The following is an 18,168-nucleotide window of genomic DNA, read 5'->3' on the forward strand; positions in this document are numbered from 1 at the left end:
AAAAATGCAGTGGGCTATAATGTGCGAGGCACGAGCGCTAGCCAACTGTAATTTTTCCGTTTAAGCGCCTTGTTTTACTTTTAATTACACATAACTGACATTGTTATTATCTAGTTTTATGTACTTCTGTTTTTGAAGCTCTTTAATAATTTTATCAACATCAGAGTCAGAAATACCGCCTTGAAACTGAAACATTGATTTAATAGAGTTTGTCAAAGACTTAACCTTTACGGGCTTTAACTTTGATAGTCGCTCCGTAACATAAGAAATAGTATCTACTTCAGCTTCTTCAACTATTTTTTGAGGTGCTTTCTTTGTAGGAGGCTCTGCTCGTTTTTGAGGGTTAGAATTTTCCTCTTCTTTACGCGCAGTTTGAATTAGTAGCTGAGCAAGTCGGAGTTTATCTCTGTAATCCAACTGCTCACATGCTAACGCAATAACATCGTAGTTCATTAATACTTCCTTTTATTTATACGTGCCAAAATTCGATAAAAATATAACGCTTTGCTAATGGGCAAATTACAAATTTGCTAAACTGCGCGTAGCGCAAGCAGACTGTAATTTGTCCTGTTGAGTAACTTGTTATACGTGATATTAATTACCTCGACCAAAATCGTTCATAATTGAAACTATATCAGTACACTCAACATCATTAAAGTTTAGTGATACTTCCTTGTTTGGGTTTGCAAATTCATTTATATCTAATGTTGCGTCACAGAGAATATTTATAACAGTAACAGCATCGGACATTGGTGTATCTGTAATAATTACAGTAGCCTTTTTGGATTGAGCAAATACAGAAGTAACAAAACTTAATACTAAAATTGAGGCTAGTAATAATTTTTTCATAGTGCATCCTTGTAAATAGAGTAATTAAACGTATAACGCCCGGCGCCAGCCAAGCTTTAGACGTCCATTCATTAATGCGTTTGTTATATGGCATTTACCTTAGATTTGAATTTAACGGGTTGCCATTTTTTATTAATGTAATGAGTTTTGAGCAATGTTGAGTTTTATCTTTATTCTCAGCATTCCAAAATAACCTTTTTTGCATTTTTAATAAGTGATCATATTCTGTTGATTTAGCTTTAACTCTATCAAGTAACCAGTCATGCTCGGCTAACCAGTTTGTAATTTCAGTTGGGTTACCACAAGGAATTACAGATGTTTCAATTATCGATAGCATCCAGGCTCCACCAGTACCCACTTTTTCACATTTTCCAGACTCAGTATCACAAATTTCATTTGCGTCCTTTTGAGTGACTTGTGAAGTTGCTTTGCTCCTAACAAATTTAACGATTTTATTTGTAGAAAAGTCATAATGAATTACCCCATTTTTATAAGATTGATCCATTACCGATTTACTATTACGAAATGTAGAACGATGCTTTAATTTAAACTCAAATAATCCAGGTTTTATGTTTAATCCACTTTTCTCTAAATAATAGTCATATGCTTCATCACCTTTTTCTTTTAAAAAAGATAAAGTAGCAATGTACGCTTTTCTCTCAAGTTCAGACTCAGCCTCGTAAGACCCGAAGAATGTATACCCATCAGGCGGCCCTATCGTAACTGTTTTAGCTTCAGTTTGAATTGATAACAAAGCTAGAATTATAAGTATAAATTTCATGAGCAACTTAACGCCTTACTAATGGGCGCATAAATGCTTGGCTAAAATTAGCGACGAAGGAGCGCAAGCCAAGCGTTTTGCGTCCTTTTGAGTAACTTGTTAGGTTGCCATTTTTACTGCTGACAAACCTAGTAAAGCAAGACTAAATACTATTAGTACCAGAATACTTTTAATACCAATACCATATTTAAGTTCGTAAAAGCGCCAATACTCAAAAAAGCGTTCACGCCCTTTAGGTAAAGTAACTAGAGTCACAATAAAACAAGGTATGGCAACCATTGACCCGAAAGCAAATCCTACAACCCAAAGGCCAAAAGCATCTAACTCACTTTCGTTAAAATATAGTAATGGAAAAGCAATACCAAGAAGCGAAGACCACTGAGTAATCACTTCCAGTAAGTTATTTCTTTTTTTTAGTTCTTCAGCAGAGAATTTATTGAATCGTGATTTTTCTGAAGGTGGAAATGCAAGTCCCCACACCACGATTATTAGCGGTGTAGCTATTGCTGAAATAACAAAAATACTGATTCCGTTCACTGAAACTCCGAAGGCAACCTAACGCCCTGTTAACAGGCTAAATATAGTTGGCTAGAATAAGCGACGAAGGAGCAAAAGCCAACTGTATTTTGTCCTTGCTAAACAGCTTGTTATGTGTTTTTGAAAAACTTCTCATTTGGGTGTTTTGGCTTGTTTTTCATTTCTTCCATATGCAGCTTTTGTTGCTCCTTAAGAGCTTGGATATGTGCGCGACAAGCTTGGCAACGAACTGCTATAGAGTTAATAGTTTTGCCAAGCTCTTCATACCAATACTTCTGCTGTTCCGCGCTCCAAACCTGATCTTTGCCACAATCCCTACATTTGTACTCTTGATCATAATAGTAATCTGGAGGTGAAGAGTATGTATTGTCATTAACTCCCCATTTTTCTTTATCTGCGGGAAGTCTTAAAGCATCTTTGTTTTTTGGTCTATTACGTCTACCCAATGCTCAACTCCTGTACGAACACATAACGCCAAGTTAAGCGGCGCAGCAGCGCAACGAACTTGAACTTATTGTTATAAAGCAATTGCACCTTTCATTTGAAAACATTCAGAATATTCATGAAATGACTTGTATACACGTTTGGTAAGCATTGCTTGTCCTGTTAGAACTGAGCCAAACACTGCTACTAAACCATTAACACCATTTGACGCTTTAAGTGCTTGCTCAAGTATTTCAATGGGATATCCTTTACTATGACGATCTATAGCATGTAAACCTCCATGAACATAAGAACTTAACGGTTTCCACGAATATTCTTTGAATTCAATAATTGGACCAACTGCATTTTTCGGAGCTTTTTTCTCAAGCTGACTGATCATCTCACTCAGCATTGGTAAGTTATTTGCCCTTTTCTGGTTTTCTTCATTCAGTTCAGCTGTTAACTTACTGACAGATAAATCAGAAGCTGCGTATAGAACCCACATACCACGAACCAAACTTTCAAACTGAAGGCGTAATAGCCCAATTGCTGAAGTGAAATTCCTTGAGGCAAGCAAAATTTTAAAACTCTCCGCGTGCTCAAGTGAAACACTACACATTATTTTACTTACTTTAATTCTCTCAGAGTTGTCATAAAGAGGGTGACTAAGGACATGTATGACAAAGTCTTCATATTCTGAAGACCTTAATAATAACTTATCTATGACGTGTTTCCTTTTGCTTTATAACAGTTTATTAAGAGGCAAGTTACCTCTTTTTCTACCGCAACATCGCCTGTTTACATTCTAAAGCAATTTATAACACTAATAATTAATTGTTACTAGTCATATAGTTATTTGAAAATTAACATTTTATAAGTTGAGGAAAACAGGCAAATTGCCTGTTAATTCTATTAAGGGGGAACTAATCATTAAGAAGTGGAATAGTCATATTCCCTTTAATTTTCAATAACTAACATTATATCTTCGAAGTGTCATTTTGGAATTTATCTTGCCGCTTTTGCCTTATTACATGCCTCATCTCGTATTGATTTGTTTTTAGCATTGTTTTGTTGCATGTATCGTAAAATTGCTGTGCTACAAGCTTTTTCTAATTCTTGATTCCCTTGGCCAGATGAAAAAGAAACTTGCGCTATAACAGGTTTGTAGTTTAGAGATGCGTTGCAATACATGTTCTTTGTTTTAACGTATCGCCAGCCTTTTTCTGGGTTTTTTTCTAAGTGTTGGCAAATATCATTGAATAGTGATTTAGCGCTGACAGTACAACTAGAATAATTTGTGTAATCTTGTTTTTTGTTAGAACAAACTGATTTGGGTTTAAGTTTCCAAAGGTGATAAGAATAAGAAATATTATGACCTTGATATTGTACGGTTTTGGTTTTCATATCAGCACCGTAAATATCACTGAAATGATCGTGAACTGAGTCGGTATAGAGCTGTAAAAGTGAGCTAACAGAAAATATTAATAAATCCATTTAAATGCTGAATAAGTTAGGTAAGCATATACCTAACTTAAATGATATTAGCCTGTTTTTCTAGCTAATTTAGCCACTATATCCAATAGTGCGTCTTGTATATCATCACTGTTTGATAGTTGTTCTAATTCAGAGATCCTTTTCCTTGCATTTTTAAGTTGCTCTGTTGCTCTATGTGCAGCCCATTTGTAATTATGCACATAAGCTAAATCACCCGAAGTAACTTTACCGTAAGGGGAGTGCATCACACCGTCTTTATCGATATAGGCATCATCCCAGCCATGCGAATTGGGTAAATATCCTCGATACATAACGTCAGTCAGTATTCTTACAGTTCCACATACACGGCCAGTCTCGATATAACGCCTTATTTGCCTTGGTGATTTACCAAGCTTTTTAGATGCTAATTCGTAATCAGTGCCGAATAGTGAATAGAATTGACTTTCAAAGTCTGCCTTAACCATTGTTAACTCCTTATATTTCAGTGGTTAAGGGGTTGAATTATTGTTTTCATAAGATTGTATGCAATTACATTTGAGTGCTGTGGTGAACAGGGTGTTTACGTGCCCATACGGTAAAATTTTTGCTCCCCCCCTATTAGTATTAGGGGGGAGGGCTGATACATCCGAGTTAAATTTATACATTGTTTTGGTTTAGCAGGGGGCGAACCAGCCACTTTTATACAAGTGTTGCTGGTTTTGCCCTTGTCGATTTGATGTACGGGTATTGATATGTGGCATGTTGGTTTTGCATCAGGGGCAAGCCCCTAATAACCCCAAAAGAGTGAAATTAAGCTTTATCGTTATCAGATGATGCTCTAGGTTGCACCCTAACCCAAGAATCAGCGCAAACGCCTAGATAAACCCAGAGTATTATAATGACAGTCCAGAACGGGTGATTGCTAACGAAATTAATTATTGGATATGTTAATTCATGCAAGGTCATTAATATTTACCTTTGGATATAGATTCCAAGAGTTTACGTAATAAGAACGTTAATCCATCGTACATAAACAGGCCCATTAAAACAGCCAGCATTATCTCAAAGATGGTTAGCGGCAAAATTATCTCTACAATTTGTTTATCAGTCATATTAATCCTTATGGCTTGTTAGCTCGTTACGCTCAGACTTCGCTTGACTCGCTACCAATGCCAAACGGTTGTAATTCTATTGATGATTTACTAGGTTCTTGTGTTTGGCTGTCTACTGGCCTTGGGTTGCATAAGGCTCGATACTCGTATTTTTGAGACTGTAAGAGTACATTGCATTCGTTTATGTACTTTGTGTTTATACCCATTCCAAGTAGCTCGGTATTTGTGATTGATACGGAACCAAAATCAGGCGTTAGTAATTCAAAAATGATATGTCTTGAAAACGCTGCACCATCTTTTTTTGTGACGATGCCAGAAACAAATACATGTTTAGCGTTGTATGGGAGCTCTAAAAGAACATTAGAGCTAGTAGATACCTGATTGTTATCATCACGATTACTAACAACAGGAGTCTTGTAAGTACTTTCGACAGGAACTTGCGTGGCTTGGCCGTTATCCTCCACAGGGCTTTTATCGGCAAAGAAATACCATAGTAGAAAGCCGACACAACAAATGAATAAAAGGGAAACAATAAACAACTGCGGACTGAGAAGAAAATTTTTACCTTTTCCTTGCGTAATACTTCCGGTAGCGGTTGATTTGTAGCACTTGTGGACATCCAACGGGATTTTCTTCCAGTTGATTGTTTCATTTTTGTTTGGTTTTTTGCCGTCGAACTTGGGATTGTGTTCGTGGATTCTCGGACGTCGGTAGTAGTAAGGGATTTTTGCAAGTCCATCAAAGTACTTGTGTGCGTAGGCATATTCAGTGACGGCTCTAATATATTTGTGGACACTCCCGATATCGGGCGTACAACAGAGGATATCCCAGTTGTACTTACGGTGTCGCATGTAGGATTCTTTGAGTGTTTTTGGGTATATAACGTGGCCATGTTCATTAAACCTTTCTATTCCTAAATCATCGGTATCAGCTTCTGTTAAATCTTCGGGTTTGATTTCCTCCAGCTTTTTCATGTGATAATCGTACATATAATCAGGTAAGACGTTCTTATAGTTCGATATATGTTTATAGTCACAGGATTCAGGCTTGAAACGCGATTCAGTCGGATAAATGTCTTGTACTTCGTCCATGACAATTAGCGCGCCAACTGGCATCCAGTGAAACCAATTGCGCCATAGCATTTCGCCAACATCGTTTTGTGATGATAAGCGCCATAACTGAGCTGATTCTGGAAACGTTTCACCAAGTTCATGCTCGATTGTTTCGAGTGGTAAAATCCCCTCTATGTTCGTTACAACTAAACGGCCTTTACGTAAAGCAGGGATAACTTCGAACCAAGTTGCTGATGCTGTTTTGAAAGAACCTGGGGCACCATGAAAAAGAAACGTACTCATTACACTATCCTTAGAATAAATCGGGTGACTAGGGCATTAAGATAAATGTTCAAACCATCAAAGAAGCGTGAATCAACAAGCGCGGCTTTTACGTCTTGTGGGAGTGCATTAGCAAGGTTTGCTATCTGAGAACCAACTTGAAAACTTTCTAGTATTTGCTTAGCTACAAACCACGCAAACTTGATGCTTTCTAGTTTCATTTCAAAATAAAACTTAACCGCCCAAACAGTAATATACGCCCAAAACCTATCTATAAAACTTGGTAAGTCATCATCAAAGAATGACCAAAAATCGCTAAAGAAGTCACCCTGCATTTGAGCAACCCCTTGCTCACCTGTGTAGGTGTCTGCAAATGCAAAACACGGTATTAGTATTAAAACAAGCAATAAAAACCTAAGCACGAACACCCCCTAAAACGGCATATAAAGCGAGACAAGAAAAGACAAACAAAACAACAGGGCCAAGTGACTGCCAGAACGTAGCAAAGCGGCCTAAGCCATAGTCGATAGATTGACCTTTGAGCACCATCGTTCTTTCTTCATACGTGCCTGTTGCATTTATTTGTATGTCGAACATACCTTTAATTTCTGATTGAATTTGTGAGTAGTAATCTTTTAAATCTGTTTGCACTTGAACGCTTTCTGCTTCTAAAGATGCTAAGTTTGTTGAGCTAAACAAATCATTTAAGCCACCTGTTTTGCGGTTTGCAGTAGCTGTTATTTGAGAATTATCACAAGAATCACCAGAGCAAGGTTCTGAATTATCAGCGGGCAAATTATCAACTTTTCTATTTAATGACCCTATACCATCCCTAATCTCGGCAAGTAGGCCAGTTTGGTCTTGCTCTGCACCTAATGCGCGACCTGTTGAATCGACGATTTCGGTTAGATATGAATTTGTATTGTCTATGTTGTCTTTAATCAGAACCAAATGCTCAGAGTTAGTATCTGATGCAATGTTAATTGTGTCGTTAATTGTTTTTAGGTTGTCATTTATTTGGTTTAAAGCGTCAATTTCTAATGTTTTGTCTGAATCGTCCGCTTCGGTGTTATCGTCTGGTGTTGGCTTGTCAGCGTCAGGAACTTCGTCAGGCTGTGTAATTGGGTCAGGGTCTTCGGACTCATGTTGTTCGTTGTGACAAACGTCTGCCTCCTGAGAACCGTAAGCGTATGGTTGAAAAAAATTACCATTTTCATCTGATTCAATTTTACATTGGCTACCATCTGGATTTGTATAACAAACAGTTTGAGGCTGACCATTACCGAATATCTGAAAATCATTAGGTGTAGGCTCAGGGCAGAAGTTGTCCTTAAGCTTTGCGCATTTTTTGCCTGTTTGCGTTTGTATCATGTTGATGTGAGGTGGGTATAAACAGGCCTTGTTTATATTCGTATCTATTATTCTGAATTGTGCTTCGAGGACAACGCTGGCTGCGTTATCAGAACATGAACCGTAAATGTTCTTTTTCAAAAACCACATTACACGACCAACAGTTGTAGCGCTTGAATAAATAGGGTCTGATAATCGTGTACCACAAATGGAATAACCGGATGGCTCTGGAGTATCGACAAGCACAGCAGTTAGACCATCAACACACTTTTCGGGTACGACTTGAGCAGGGTCGTTAGCAATACCTGACGAATAAACAGTCGCATTCCCGTAACACTCCCAATCAATAACTGTTTGTTCTTCTGGTTCTTTCAAATCAGTCATGTCATACATATCTGTGTTTGAGAGAGAGTAGAAAGGTATGCTGAATAAAAAAAGTAAAAATAATAAGCGCATAAATCACCGATAAAAAAGGCGGTATAAAACCGCCATTTATTAACTAGTACGAACCCCACTGGTAAAACCCTCGGCAAAGACCCATACGAAGAAACAAGCGAGACCGATACTAGTAACCATTAGTTTTTAAGTTTGCTAATAATTAGACCAACGCCGAAACCAACAGCACACATACCCAAAATACCGAGAATTACAGCGGTATAGTTTGCCGTACCCTCAGTAACAGCTGTGTTGATAGTTGCAGTGTGATCAGTTGCAAATGCAGACGCAGAAGCAAGAACGCCAGTTGTTGCTAAAGCTGCTTTTTTAGATACAGATGCAGCACGTTGTTTAAGAGCTAGAATGTTTAATTTCATGATGAAATTCCTTGTATAGATTGAGTATTAAATAATTAAGATTTGCCCATAGCCCGAGCAACACGCCCGATACTATGGCCAGCAATGAAAGCAACAAAACACGATGCGTTAATCATTGAAAATGTTGCTAAATCAAAAGCGAATAGCTCAGTAAGCAAATTCGCTAATCCTTGCATACCTAAATTTAGGTATTCTTCATGCGTAACGATTACGAAATCACAAGCTGTGTTACTGGCCTGTAAAGTGCCGTCTTGTAGTACCGTTACGCATTGCATAATTAGTCCTTAGCTAACGCGATATCAGTTACGATGTTACGTGCTGGATTTTCTGGGTCTGGCGATAGTGTTAGGTCAACTTCGCACACACCATGTTGAACACTAAGCTTTTGAACCTTGTTGAATAGGTCGGTGCTGTGTTGCATGTTTACTGACTTCTTATCAAAGCCGCATTTATCGATGTTATGGTCACCAGCGTGATAACTGCTTGCTGGTACGATGTAATCAATAGATGCAATTGAATATGGTTTTGGTGTACCAGATTTAGTGCTGATACCACTACCTAAAGTAGCGCCTAATAAAACAACTTTTAATGACATGGGATGTTCTCCGGTTGGTTAAAATTCGGTGGCATAACGAACGTTTGCCTTATCTTGGTTGGCATGTCATCAACAGCCAATCCTTTGGTTAATTGTTTAACGATTTCGCTATCTGATAGCTGTAATGCTTGTTTCATGTAGTTCACACACTTGCCGTAAGCGAGTTTGTGATATTTGAATAAGCGTTGCTCTGTTGCTTCTAGCTGGATGCGAATATCAACAAGTCTTGAATCCATTTTTTTGCGTTTAGTTGTTTCGATAACTAAGCGTTTTTCAGATACAAAGGCGAGGGCGGGATAGGCCGCAGCAAATACCGCATCTGTGTTAATCAGTGCATCAAGTGGAATAGTGCGGTCAGTTGCGCGCAGTTCTAGCTCAGCACGTACCCAATTAGGATTGGTTTCGCATTCCATTTGACGGCCTTTTTCATAGGCTCTAAACATTTTGCCGTTAGAACGTGAGCCAACATAAAGCGTTGAACCAGCATTAGGTACTAGGTCATATTTCTTTTGCCAGCCGTGTTTTTTCTTAAATTCGGTTTGTTGTTCTTTTGATAGTGATACGTAAGTACCACCGCAAATATATGACCAGTTAGGCATTTGATTAGTTAAAGCAAAGTTACCCATTTCATATTGGCGTAAGTATTCATCAACAGGTATTTCGCCTTGGTAGTTATCGTAAGCAATATCTAATCGTGTAATTTTTGCGTGAGGCATTTTTGAAAGCATTTTATGTAATAGCGTTAGGTCTAAGCCTTTGCAGCCAGTGCCCGAAAAAGAAACCATACAGCCAGCGTTATTTGCGCCCCACGCTACAATACCGCTGTTTACCCCGTGGCGGTAAAGAGTTGCTGAATGGTCATAAGTAAACATTCCGCCTGTGTTTTGGCGAATAGTCCACGGTTGTTCATCTGCGTTCATACAGTCGGCTTTGGTAGCAACAACTGTATTTAATAGGGTTAAGAAGTGTTGTAGTTCACCCTCGATAAGGCTATCTAATACTTTGTATTTCTGTGTTTTTTTAACGACTACTTTGCAAAGCGCTATCTTTTCGTCATAAGGCATGTTGTTTGGATAACGTTTATTGTTATCAAATAAATCGTTGTAAGCCTTTTCTGATTCGTCGGTAAAGAAACGGTCAGTTGTACGTTTTGTTTCGGTGACAATATCAAAGTCGTCTGTGCCGTTTTCGTCGAATACCTCAGCACAAATAAGCGCGTTGTACGCTTCGCGATAGTGGTTATATTCACCCGTTGAAACGTGCCATTTAGCCATTGTTTTAAGGCGTTGGATTTCAGCAGGACAAAAAGTAACGGTTAAATAATCAACCTTAGTCACATTTTGGTGTTGTGGTTTAGGCGCTAGTTTCATTAGTCAAACGCCCCCGACATTAACAAATCTTCGCGATTGTTTTCGTCAACTTCTACTAGCTCGAATTCCGCACCTTGTTGGTAATCAATTATCCAAGCCAACATTTCAGCTTTTGAATAAAAAGATAAATACGTGTCTAAGCCGCTAAACATAAGGCCGTATTCGTCTTGGTTTGGGATTTCTTGCCAGTAGAACTTCATTAGTTAGCCTTGAATATTCATGAATTCATTCATAAGGGCTAAGGTCATCTGGCAATCACCTAGTGCGCGGTGAGCAGTGAAATTAGTTGTATCGATATTTTGTTGAGCACAAGCGTTTACTAGTTTTTGCCAGCGATATGAATAAGTTGGATATAACTCTTTAAGCTCACCAAAGTTAGGCTTTAATTCACCGTAAAATTCAGCGTAGGTTTGCATGATGCAGCGTATATCAAATGCTGTATTCCAAACGTGTCTCTGAAAATCTAAATGAACATTAAATGATTGATTAAGGAGGCGAACATCATAGCCTGAGTTATAGATGCAGAGTGTTTTGCCTGATAGCGCTTCTTGGATTTGAAGACCGACATCAATAATCGTTGGTGCATCAGCAACCATTTGATTTGTTATGCCATGAATATCGATAGCATCTTGAGGGATTTCGATTTCTGGATTGATAAGGGTGTCTAGTAGCGTATTACCAGAACCATCAATAATTGAGATTTCACATACACGGGCGTATTCATCTAAGCCTGTAGTTTCAGTGTCGAGTACAACAATATCAGAACGATATAAATCAAATTCTTTAGGTGTAGCTGCTAAATTCATAATTATTTCCTTATCAAATCCGTCTTAAAATGACATATGTCAAATTTGATATTTAGCGTAATGTCAATTTTGACATGTGTCAATATGTCAAATGTGATATTTTTCAAAATGTCATTTTTGAGATTTTGTATTTATAATAGATTTATAAAGGAGGCACTTATGGCTTTTAGTAGCGAACTTATTGATAAGTATAAAAAATTTAAAGACTACACTCAGGATAAACAAGTACTGTCTGATGTTGAAAGTTTACATCAGGGTAACTTGTCTAAAATTAGAAAAGGTGAAAGACACCTGACAGCAAATCAAGTGATATACATTGCCGAAGCGATGGAAATGGATGTTAAAGAGGCTTTATTGCAATTAGCATTAGAAAAATCGAAATCAAAAGAAGAATCGGCAGTATGGACAGATGTTATAAAAAAGATTAGTGCTGCTTGTGCGATTGTGGGTCTATGTTTAGGGCTTGCAGCAGAACCAGAAAGTCAGGAGACTTTCGCCTAACCTTTATATCCCATAATGTATATTATGTTAAATTAAGTATTTGATACTGTTTTCCTATTTGTTGCGTCCACTTCTTTGTTATATGCTGTTGTGAATTATTAGTTTATTTAAACATTAGCATAATGAACAAAACACTCGACCAGATAATACAACAACTAAATTCGGTCATCTTGGGTAAACAACAACAAATTAAACTCTCAATATGTTGTTTGCTCGCTAAGGGTCATTTATTAATTGAAGACTTACCTGGTATGGGTAAAACCTCTTTGGCGCATGCGTTATCCAATGTTCTTGGTCTCAATTATCAACGCGTGCAGTTTACTAGCGATCTGTTACCGTCGGATATTACCGGCAGCACCATCTTTGATCCAAACAAGCAAACTTTTCATTTCCATGCAGGCCCACTATTTAATCAAGTTGTGTTGGCAGATGAAATAAACCGCGCAGGCCCTAAAACACAAAGTGCCTTGCTTGAAGCAATGGAAGAACAACAAGTAAGTATCGATGGTAAAAGTCACACACTTCCTTCTCCTTTTTTTGTGATAGCTACACAAAACCCAATGCATCAAGCTGGCACCTTTCCATTGCCAGAGTCTCAGTTAGACCGATTTTTGATGCGTATCGGTTTAGGCTATCCAGATAAAGCTTCAGAAAAATCTATTCTTCTTGGTGAAATAAATAACGCGGCAAAGAAAATTAATGCATTACTTTCACCAGAGCTTTTAGTCGAGATGCAGCAAATCGTTAGCGAGGTCGTACTTTCTTCAGTTGTTGCTGATTATATTTTAGATTTAGTAAATGAAACACGCGATAGCTCTGATTACCCAATGGCATTATCGCCACGAGCATCCATCGCGATAGCAAACGCAGCTAAGGCGTGGGCGTTTATACACCAACGTGATTATGTTATCCCAGATGATGTACAAGCTATATTTCCATCGGTGGCAGAACATCGTCTTGGACTAACCAGTAATACCTCAAATAGTTTGTCATACGACTTATTAAATAAAGTTAAAATCAACCCTTAAGTTATGTCCGATACTATAACTAGTCTTGTGCAGTCAATAAAATCGCACGTAAATGTTTGGTTTAACAATCAATTAAAAAAACGTAAGCACAGCGAAACGTCTATTACCCTTACTCATAAAAATATTTATATTTTACCGAGTAAGTTTGGCATGGCGTATTTGATATCGAACGTTTTGGTCTATGTGTTAGGTATTAATTACCAAAACAACTTAGTAATTATGTTTAGTTACTTAATGTTTTCGTTTCTTTTAGTGAATTTTATCGTTGCGTTTATCAATCTGTATAATCTTAAAGTATCACTTTCTCACACAGTAGCGGGTTATCAGCACACCGGATACTTTGCCTACTTTCAATTGGTCAATAAAGATGGCACCACGAGTTTAGAAGTTAGTGGTGATCATATTCGTAGCCAATTTATTGATAGTATTGAGGAGACTACGCAAAAATTAGAGTTACAAATTAATATCGCTAATCGCGGTCTGCATAGTTTGCCACGGTTAAAGTTTTTTTCTCGCTATCCTTTTGGTCTAGTAACCACTTGGAGTTACTTCGTTCCCGATAAAAAAACGTATGTATACCCCACTCCACTGTCGTTTTCATTTCACCAAGTAAGCCAAGCTGAAATTGAATCAGACAGTCAATCTCAATCTAACCAAGCAACGGTTAGTGAGAACTATCAAGGAGTTAGGCCTTATATTGATGGCGACAAAGTGAATCGTATATCGTGGAAACATTATGCTAAACACCAAGTACTTGCAACTAAAGACTTTTCTTCAGGCAGTACCAGTGAATACGAATTCAGCTTGCAAACAGTACCCGGCAACCTAGAGCAAAAACTGCAACATCTAAGCTATTTAGTAACCCATGCGGAAAATGAAAATTTACGATATAGCCTAGTGTTACCTCACGCTAAAGTAGATTTAGGTTCGGGTACACCGCATATGACCAAATGTTTGGAAGAATTAAGCAATGTTTAATCACCAAAGCGTTAAAAGCTTATCTGCGCTGATCATCGCTATTGTTAGCGCCTTATTATTTGATGAACTTGCGGTACTATTTGTTGCTACCGTTGCACTTTTAATTATTTGGGTATTTGCAATTGCGTACACAAAGGCCAGTGCACCAACTGTTATCGTTGGTAATATACTCGCTTTGGTATGTACGCTTACCTTATTCTTAACAATCGGCATTAGTGAGCTTGTAAATTTATTTATTGCCATGTTATTGCAAGCCAATTGTCTGAAACTATTGATTGCTGAAAAGCCACGTCAAATCAAATCAATTGTGTTAGTTAACTTTTTCATTTCAAGCTGTGTGTTTTTGTTTTATCACTCGCTGCCAGTGACGCTTTTGGTTTTGTTTTTATTTTTGCTCAACATCACCGCTCTGTATTTACTTACCAACCGAAAAATCATAAAGCAAAGCGGCGCACGTGCTTTTAAACTATTACTGCTAAGTTTGCCAATAACCTGTGTACTTTTCCTGTTTTTACCAAAACTGCCAGCCTTTTGGCGAATGCCGAGTTTATCTACCGCGCAAGTTGGGTTATCTGAATCAGTAAACCCTTTTAATATCTCTGATCTCACTAAGTCAGATAAACTCGCATTTCGCGCTGTTGTGCCAGACAATATTGCTGCTCCTTACTATTGGCGCACTATGATACATGAAGAGTTTGATGGTCGTTCATGGAATATCATTGATTCAGCGGATTTAAAATTACGCAACAGCGCGCTTAAAAAAGGCGGTCGCGAAATTAAGATCTACCATGAACAAACATCATTAAACTGGCTACCTACTTTGTATGCAGGTTCGTCAAGCACCGGTAATATTTTCACTACAGTTGACGGTGGTTTATATCGAGTTAACCCTAACAACCAAAAATTTACGTATGACATAACCGAAATAGACTTTGCTAACGACTTAACGTCTAGTAAACGTCGGTTAAACCTTACATTACCACAAGATATCAATACACAATCCGTTGCGTTAGCCTCTCAATTAAAAGCACAATCAACATCAACCGAGCAGTTTATTCAATTGCTATCACGCTATTACACTCAACAACAATTTAGCTATACGTTAAAGCCACCTATTTATACTGGTAATAATTCAATTGATGAGTTTATGTTTGGGGAAAAACAAGGTTTTTGTGGGCATTACGCAAGTAGCAGCGCCTTTATATTTCGAGCAGCGGGTATTCCTGCTCGGGTAGTATCGGGTTACTTAGGTGGTGAAGCTTCAAGTAGCGCTGAATATTTATCAGTTTATCAATACGATGCACACGCTTGGACGGAAGTTTGGCTACCTTCAAAAGGTTGGGTTAAATTTGATGCGACTGCATTTGTCGAACCTGATCGCCTATACGGGTCACTCTCTCAACTTGATAATACACGCGATGACTTCGAAGAGAATATTGGCGTGGGCCTAACCGCGTTAAGTGATATTGCTGTTTTTAATGAACTTAGGCTTTATCTCGAACAATTAGATTATCAATGGACAGCATGGGTGCTGAGTTTTGATAACGAAGCACAAAATAAGTTATTAAAAGAGCTTATAAAGGAAACCAGTGCGCTCAAAATAGCAGTGATTGTGATGTCGTTAATTGGATTATTTTTGGTAAGCTTTTTAGTGATAAAACTATGGCAACGACGTACGCAAATTGACGACCCAGTCGCGGCTTACTTAATTGCATTAGAGCATTTTGCGAAAGGCAAAAATCTCGCACGTGAAAATGGCGAAACTGTAGCACATTTTTTAACTCGATTATGCGAACATTTCCCTAATAATAAAACCGATTTAATGAGCTTCTTAAGCCTTTATAGTCGTCACCGTTATGGTGAAAAAACGCTTACAAAGGCACAAACTAAGATGCTTAAACGTAATGTCAATAACATAAAATATAAGAGACAATTATGAACTCAGTCGTACTCGGCGTTAGTGTAATGCTGATTTTAAGTTTACTGCGTATTAATGTGATCGTAGCGATGACAATCGCCGCAATTACCACAGGATTAACTGCAGGTCTTGGTCTTGAACAAACACTGCAAGCATTTAATGATGGTTTGCAAGGCGGTGCAAAAACCGCTCTAAGTTATGCAATGCTTGGCGGGTTCGCAGTTGCTATTGCCAAATCAGGCTTAACCGATATCGTGGCAGACAAATTAATTAACCAGATAAAAGGTGAACAAACTCAATACTCACAACTCTTTATTAAAGCGAGCGTATTGAGCTTAATCTTACTTGTATCAATCAGTTCACAAAACTTAATTCCAGTGCATATTGCGTTTATTCCAATTTTGATACCGCCTCTGCTTATTATTTTTGATCATTTAAAACTCGATCGCCGCGCAATAGCATGCGTATTGACCTTTGGTTTGGCAACCGCCTATATGGTACTACCTTACGGCTTTGGTGGAATATTTTTATATGACATTGTGCACACTAATCTTGAAAAAAATGCGCTAGAAATTGACGCTACCAGTGTACCGTTTGCGATGATTATTCCAGCGATAGGCATGTTAATTGGTTTGATAATCGCAGTATTTTTTACTTATCGCAACGAGCGAACTTATCAAGCGTTAAACCAAACATCCGAAATTAAACTGCCTAAAAACAAAAGCAAAGTGATTGCTGTTGGCTTTATTGCGATAGTGACTTCTCTTTATGCGCAAACCATTACCAATTCAATGATTCTAGGAGGCTTAATCGGCGTACTTATTTTTACTATTTTTGGTGTTGTAAAATGGCAAGAGTCGTCTGATATTTTCAGTAAAGGTGCAGCAATGATGGCGATGATCGGGTTTATTATGATCTCAGCCCAAGGCTTTGCCTCTGTTATTCAGCAAACCAATGAAGTATCAACGCTTGTGCAAAGTATCTCGAGTTCAATTGGTGATAGCAAAGCGTTTGCCGCAGCACTTATTTTAATAATTGGCCTGTTGATCACTATGGGCATCGGCAGTTCGTTTTCCACTGTGCCAATCGTGGCGACGATTATTGTACCACTTGCCATCACACTTGGCTTTTCGCCAATGGCTACTGCAGCGTTAGTGGGCACGGCGGGTGCATTAGGAGATGCCGGCTCCCCTGCTTCTGATTCAACCTTAGGACCGACATCTGGTCTCAATGCCGATAATCAACATGACCATATAAGAGATACAGTTATACCAACCTTTATTCACTTTAACATTCCGTTATTAATATTCGGCTGGATTGCTGCAATGGTATTATAAAAAAAGGCCTTATTTGGCCTTTTACTTTTTATCAAAACTAAAAATCGGATTAAATACCCAAGCAGGCCCTATGAGTAAAAAGCTCAAGTCATCAAAAAATGATGGCTTTTTACCTTCTACTTTATGCCCCACAAACTGAAATATCCAAGCGACAACAAATACAGCAATGGCAATTTCAATCACATAAATTGAAATACTGCTCGCAACGTAAATACACAGCCCAGTAAAAATCGACATTACAAAACCAAGTTTAATGCTCAGTATAAAATAAAAGAGTAATGCGGCCAGCGTGATAGCACCAAGAATAACGAGCCCCGTTAGCCCTGGTATTGCACTAATTAGCGCTACAACAGAGAAGTAAATAAGCGGCACTGCGACTTTGTGGATTTTAATGTTAGTGGGGTTTTGATGGCTTTCGCCATACAAAGAAAACCATTGTTCAATCGTTTTCATAATTACCTCAGTGTTATTAGATTTATTAGAATAATTAAACTAACAACAATAATACACTGAGGTATAAAAAGCTAATTTGCTATATTCTATCCGAAACCATTTATCATTTTGTCACATACAACCGGTGTTGGCTTATGCTCGGCATCGACAGCAACAAATGTAAAACTACCTGAGATGGCTTGGTGTTTATCGTCTTTGTGCATAGTTTCAAGGTAAATAACTACCTCTACTTTTAAACTGGTATTACCTACGTGTACCACTTTAGCTACAAGCTCGGCAAAACTGCCTGCAGGAATCGCCTCTTTAAAATCAACGCGATCAGAAGAGATGGTTACTAAAGGTTTACGACAAAAACGTGTTGCAGCAATAAATGCCACTTCGTCCATCCACGCAAGTGCATCACCACCAAATAAGGTGTTGTGATGATTTGTACGGCCTGGAAATACCGTTTTAGTTACAGAGGTAACTGAGTCTTTAATACGTTGTTCAATAATATCTTGATTTGTCATGA

Annotated in this window: 24 protein-coding genes; 5 read left to right on the forward strand and 19 right to left on the reverse strand. The window is 38.1% G+C overall.

The genetic code is table 11. The features are described from left to right. Positions 1-84: 84 nt before the first annotated feature. From AC2IOM_RS11285 to AC2IOM_RS11365, 17 genes are all read right to left on the reverse strand, one after another. Positions 85-453 carry a hypothetical protein gene (locus AC2IOM_RS11285; protein WP_486358410.1) on the reverse strand — a complete coding sequence of 123 codons (369 nt, stop codon included), beginning with the start codon at positions 451-453 and terminating at the stop codon, positions 85-87. 141 nt (positions 454-594) lie between these two features. Continuing rightward, a complete protein-coding gene (locus AC2IOM_RS11290; protein ID WP_486358411.1) occupies positions 595-849 on the reverse strand; it encodes a hypothetical protein in 255 nt (84 codons plus the stop codon). 94 nt (positions 850-943) lie between these two features. Next, a complete protein-coding gene (locus AC2IOM_RS11295) occupies positions 944-1,630 on the reverse strand; it encodes a hypothetical protein (protein WP_486358412.1) in 687 nt (228 codons plus the stop codon). Positions 1,631-1,729: 99 nt separating this feature from the next. Further along, positions 1,730-2,167, reverse strand: coding sequence for a hypothetical protein (locus AC2IOM_RS11300; protein ID WP_486358413.1), 438 nt, complete (start codon positions 2,165-2,167; stop codon positions 1,730-1,732). Positions 2,168-2,277: 110 nt separating this feature from the next. Next, positions 2,278-2,613 (reverse strand): zinc-ribbon domain containing protein, encoded by a 336-nt coding sequence (locus tag AC2IOM_RS11305; protein ID WP_486358414.1) that lies wholly within the window; start codon positions 2,611-2,613, stop codon positions 2,278-2,280. Positions 2,614-2,684: 71 nt separating this feature from the next. After that, entirely contained in the window at positions 2,685-3,209 is a 525-nt protein-coding gene (locus tag AC2IOM_RS11310) for a DUF6988 family protein (protein WP_486358415.1), read from the reverse strand. A 386-nt stretch (positions 3,210-3,595) separates the two neighbouring features. Continuing rightward, a complete protein-coding gene (locus AC2IOM_RS11315) occupies positions 3,596-4,084 on the reverse strand; it encodes a hypothetical protein (protein ID WP_486358416.1) in 489 nt (162 codons plus the stop codon). A 47-nt stretch (positions 4,085-4,131) separates the two neighbouring features. Then, a complete protein-coding gene (locus tag AC2IOM_RS11320) occupies positions 4,132-4,548 on the reverse strand; it encodes a hypothetical protein (protein ID WP_486358417.1) in 417 nt (138 codons plus the stop codon). A gap of 659 nt (positions 4,549-5,207) precedes the next feature. Next, positions 5,208-6,530, reverse strand: coding sequence for a zonular occludens toxin domain-containing protein (locus tag AC2IOM_RS11325; RefSeq protein WP_486358418.1), 1,323 nt, complete (start codon positions 6,528-6,530; stop codon positions 5,208-5,210). Next, entirely contained in the window at positions 6,530-6,931 is a 402-nt protein-coding gene (locus AC2IOM_RS11330) for a DUF2523 family protein (protein ID WP_395388934.1), read from the reverse strand. The genes AC2IOM_RS11325 and AC2IOM_RS11330 overlap by 1 nt, the downstream gene beginning before the upstream one ends. Next, positions 6,924-8,315 (reverse strand): hypothetical protein, encoded by a 1,392-nt coding sequence (locus tag AC2IOM_RS11335; RefSeq protein ID WP_486358419.1) that lies wholly within the window; start codon positions 8,313-8,315, stop codon positions 6,924-6,926. Before AC2IOM_RS11335 ends, AC2IOM_RS11330 begins: the two co-directional genes overlap by 8 nt. Before the next feature lie 119 nt (positions 8,316-8,434). After that, the gene (locus AC2IOM_RS11340) at positions 8,435-8,671 is read right to left on the reverse strand and encodes a hypothetical protein (protein WP_486358420.1); all 237 of its coding nucleotides are present in this window, start codon (positions 8,669-8,671) and stop codon (positions 8,435-8,437) included. A 35-nt stretch (positions 8,672-8,706) separates the two neighbouring features. After that, positions 8,707-8,946 (reverse strand): hypothetical protein, encoded by a 240-nt coding sequence (locus AC2IOM_RS11345; RefSeq protein ID WP_486358421.1) that lies wholly within the window; start codon positions 8,944-8,946, stop codon positions 8,707-8,709. A gap of 2 nt (positions 8,947-8,948) precedes the next feature. Next, the gene (locus tag AC2IOM_RS11350) at positions 8,949-9,266 is read right to left on the reverse strand and encodes a hypothetical protein (RefSeq protein WP_105171391.1); all 318 of its coding nucleotides are present in this window, start codon (positions 9,264-9,266) and stop codon (positions 8,949-8,951) included. Continuing rightward, the gene (locus AC2IOM_RS11355) at positions 9,257-10,636 is read right to left on the reverse strand and encodes a replication initiation factor domain-containing protein (protein WP_486358422.1); all 1,380 of its coding nucleotides are present in this window, start codon (positions 10,634-10,636) and stop codon (positions 9,257-9,259) included. The genes AC2IOM_RS11350 and AC2IOM_RS11355 overlap by 10 nt, the downstream gene beginning before the upstream one ends. Beyond that, complete coding sequence (locus tag AC2IOM_RS11360; protein WP_100915185.1) at positions 10,636-10,836, reverse strand: hypothetical protein; 201 nt, start codon at positions 10,834-10,836, stop codon at positions 10,636-10,638. Before AC2IOM_RS11360 ends, AC2IOM_RS11355 begins: the two co-directional genes overlap by 1 nt. 3 nt (positions 10,837-10,839) lie before the next feature. Continuing rightward, a complete protein-coding gene (locus AC2IOM_RS11365; RefSeq protein ID WP_486358423.1) occupies positions 10,840-11,442 on the reverse strand; it encodes a 3'-5' exonuclease in 603 nt (200 codons plus the stop codon). Positions 11,443-11,601: 159 nt separating this feature from the next. Between AC2IOM_RS11365 and AC2IOM_RS11370 the strand changes: the two genes are divergently transcribed. The 5 genes from AC2IOM_RS11370 (at position 11,602) to AC2IOM_RS11390 (ending at position 17,204) form a co-directional block, all read left to right on the forward strand. Beyond that, complete coding sequence (locus tag AC2IOM_RS11370; RefSeq protein WP_237128763.1) at positions 11,602-11,943, forward strand: hypothetical protein; 342 nt, start codon at positions 11,602-11,604, stop codon at positions 11,941-11,943. 122 nt (positions 11,944-12,065) lie between these two features. Next, positions 12,066-12,971 (forward strand): AAA family ATPase, encoded by a 906-nt coding sequence (locus tag AC2IOM_RS11375; protein ID WP_486358424.1) that lies wholly within the window; start codon positions 12,066-12,068, stop codon positions 12,969-12,971. A gap of 3 nt (positions 12,972-12,974) precedes the next feature. Continuing rightward, the gene (locus AC2IOM_RS11380) at positions 12,975-13,949 is read left to right on the forward strand and encodes a DUF58 domain-containing protein (RefSeq protein WP_486358425.1); all 975 of its coding nucleotides are present in this window, start codon (positions 12,975-12,977) and stop codon (positions 13,947-13,949) included. Further along, positions 13,942-15,888 (forward strand): transglutaminase TgpA family protein, encoded by a 1,947-nt coding sequence (locus tag AC2IOM_RS11385; RefSeq protein ID WP_486358426.1) that lies wholly within the window; start codon positions 13,942-13,944, stop codon positions 15,886-15,888. Before AC2IOM_RS11380 ends, AC2IOM_RS11385 begins: the two co-directional genes overlap by 8 nt. Then, a complete protein-coding gene (locus AC2IOM_RS11390; protein ID WP_100913367.1) occupies positions 15,885-17,204 on the forward strand; it encodes a Na+/H+ antiporter family protein in 1,320 nt (439 codons plus the stop codon). The genes AC2IOM_RS11385 and AC2IOM_RS11390 overlap by 4 nt, the downstream gene beginning before the upstream one ends. A 21-nt stretch (positions 17,205-17,225) precedes the next feature. Here the strand turns inward: AC2IOM_RS11390 and AC2IOM_RS11395 are convergent, their stop codons facing one another. Both AC2IOM_RS11395 and AC2IOM_RS11400 read right to left on the reverse strand, forming a co-directional pair. Beyond that, a complete protein-coding gene (locus AC2IOM_RS11395; RefSeq protein WP_100913365.1) occupies positions 17,226-17,657 on the reverse strand; it encodes an Mpo1 family 2-hydroxy fatty acid dioxygenase in 432 nt (143 codons plus the stop codon). Positions 17,658-17,743: 86 nt separating this feature from the next. After that, entirely contained in the window at positions 17,744-18,166 is a 423-nt protein-coding gene (locus AC2IOM_RS11400; protein ID WP_237128758.1) for an acyl-CoA thioesterase, read from the reverse strand. Positions 18,167-18,168: the final 2 nt, after the last annotated feature.

The sequence above is a fragment of the Pseudoalteromonas sp. NS-SX12 genome, from assembly GCF_057367955.1.

Excerpts from the sequence above, each read along its gene's own strand:
- AC2IOM_RS11285 (WP_486358410.1), bottom strand. The coding sequence starts at position 453 with ATGAACTACGATGTTATTGCGTTAGCATGTGAGCAGTTGGATTACAGA.
- AC2IOM_RS11290 (WP_486358411.1), bottom strand. The coding sequence starts at position 849 with ATGAAAAAATTATTACTAGCCTCAATTTTAGTATTAAGTTTTGTTACT.
- AC2IOM_RS11295 (WP_486358412.1), bottom strand. The coding sequence starts at position 1,630 with ATGAAATTTATACTTATAATTCTAGCTTTGTTATCAATTCAAACTGAA.
- AC2IOM_RS11310 (WP_486358415.1), bottom strand. The coding sequence starts at position 3,209 with ATGTGTAGTGTTTCACTTGAGCACGCGGAGAGTTTTAAAATTTTGCTT.
- AC2IOM_RS11315 (WP_486358416.1), bottom strand. The coding sequence starts at position 4,084 with ATGGATTTATTAATATTTTCTGTTAGCTCACTTTTACAGCTCTATACC.
- AC2IOM_RS11320 (WP_486358417.1), bottom strand. The coding sequence starts at position 4,548 with ATGGTTAAGGCAGACTTTGAAAGTCAATTCTATTCACTATTCGGCACT.
- AC2IOM_RS11325 (WP_486358418.1), bottom strand. The coding sequence starts at position 6,530 with ATGAGTACGTTTCTTTTTCATGGTGCCCCAGGTTCTTTCAAAACAGCA.
- AC2IOM_RS11335 (WP_486358419.1), bottom strand. The coding sequence starts at position 8,315 with ATGCGCTTATTATTTTTACTTTTTTTATTCAGCATACCTTTCTACTCT.
- AC2IOM_RS11340 (WP_486358420.1), bottom strand. The coding sequence starts at position 8,671 with ATGAAATTAAACATTCTAGCTCTTAAACAACGTGCTGCATCTGTATCT.
- AC2IOM_RS11345 (WP_486358421.1), bottom strand. The coding sequence starts at position 8,946 with ATGCAATGCGTAACGGTACTACAAGACGGCACTTTACAGGCCAGTAAC.
- AC2IOM_RS11350 (WP_105171391.1), bottom strand. The coding sequence starts at position 9,266 with ATGTCATTAAAAGTTGTTTTATTAGGCGCTACTTTAGGTAGTGGTATC.
- AC2IOM_RS11355 (WP_486358422.1), bottom strand. The coding sequence starts at position 10,636 with ATGAAACTAGCGCCTAAACCACAACACCAAAATGTGACTAAGGTTGAT.
- AC2IOM_RS11360 (WP_100915185.1), bottom strand. The coding sequence starts at position 10,836 with ATGAAGTTCTACTGGCAAGAAATCCCAAACCAAGACGAATACGGCCTT.
- AC2IOM_RS11365 (WP_486358423.1), bottom strand. The coding sequence starts at position 11,442 with ATGAATTTAGCAGCTACACCTAAAGAATTTGATTTATATCGTTCTGAT.
- AC2IOM_RS11370 (WP_237128763.1), top strand. The coding sequence starts at position 11,602 with ATGGCTTTTAGTAGCGAACTTATTGATAAGTATAAAAAATTTAAAGAC.
- AC2IOM_RS11375 (WP_486358424.1), top strand. The coding sequence starts at position 12,066 with ATGAACAAAACACTCGACCAGATAATACAACAACTAAATTCGGTCATC.
- AC2IOM_RS11380 (WP_486358425.1), top strand. The coding sequence starts at position 12,975 with ATGTCCGATACTATAACTAGTCTTGTGCAGTCAATAAAATCGCACGTA.
- AC2IOM_RS11385 (WP_486358426.1), top strand. The coding sequence starts at position 13,942 with ATGTTTAATCACCAAAGCGTTAAAAGCTTATCTGCGCTGATCATCGCT.
- AC2IOM_RS11390 (WP_100913367.1), top strand. The coding sequence starts at position 15,885 with ATGAACTCAGTCGTACTCGGCGTTAGTGTAATGCTGATTTTAAGTTTA.
- AC2IOM_RS11395 (WP_100913365.1), bottom strand. The coding sequence starts at position 17,657 with ATGAAAACGATTGAACAATGGTTTTCTTTGTATGGCGAAAGCCATCAA.
- AC2IOM_RS11400 (WP_237128758.1), bottom strand. The coding sequence starts at position 18,166 with ATGACAAATCAAGATATTATTGAACAACGTATTAAAGACTCAGTTACC.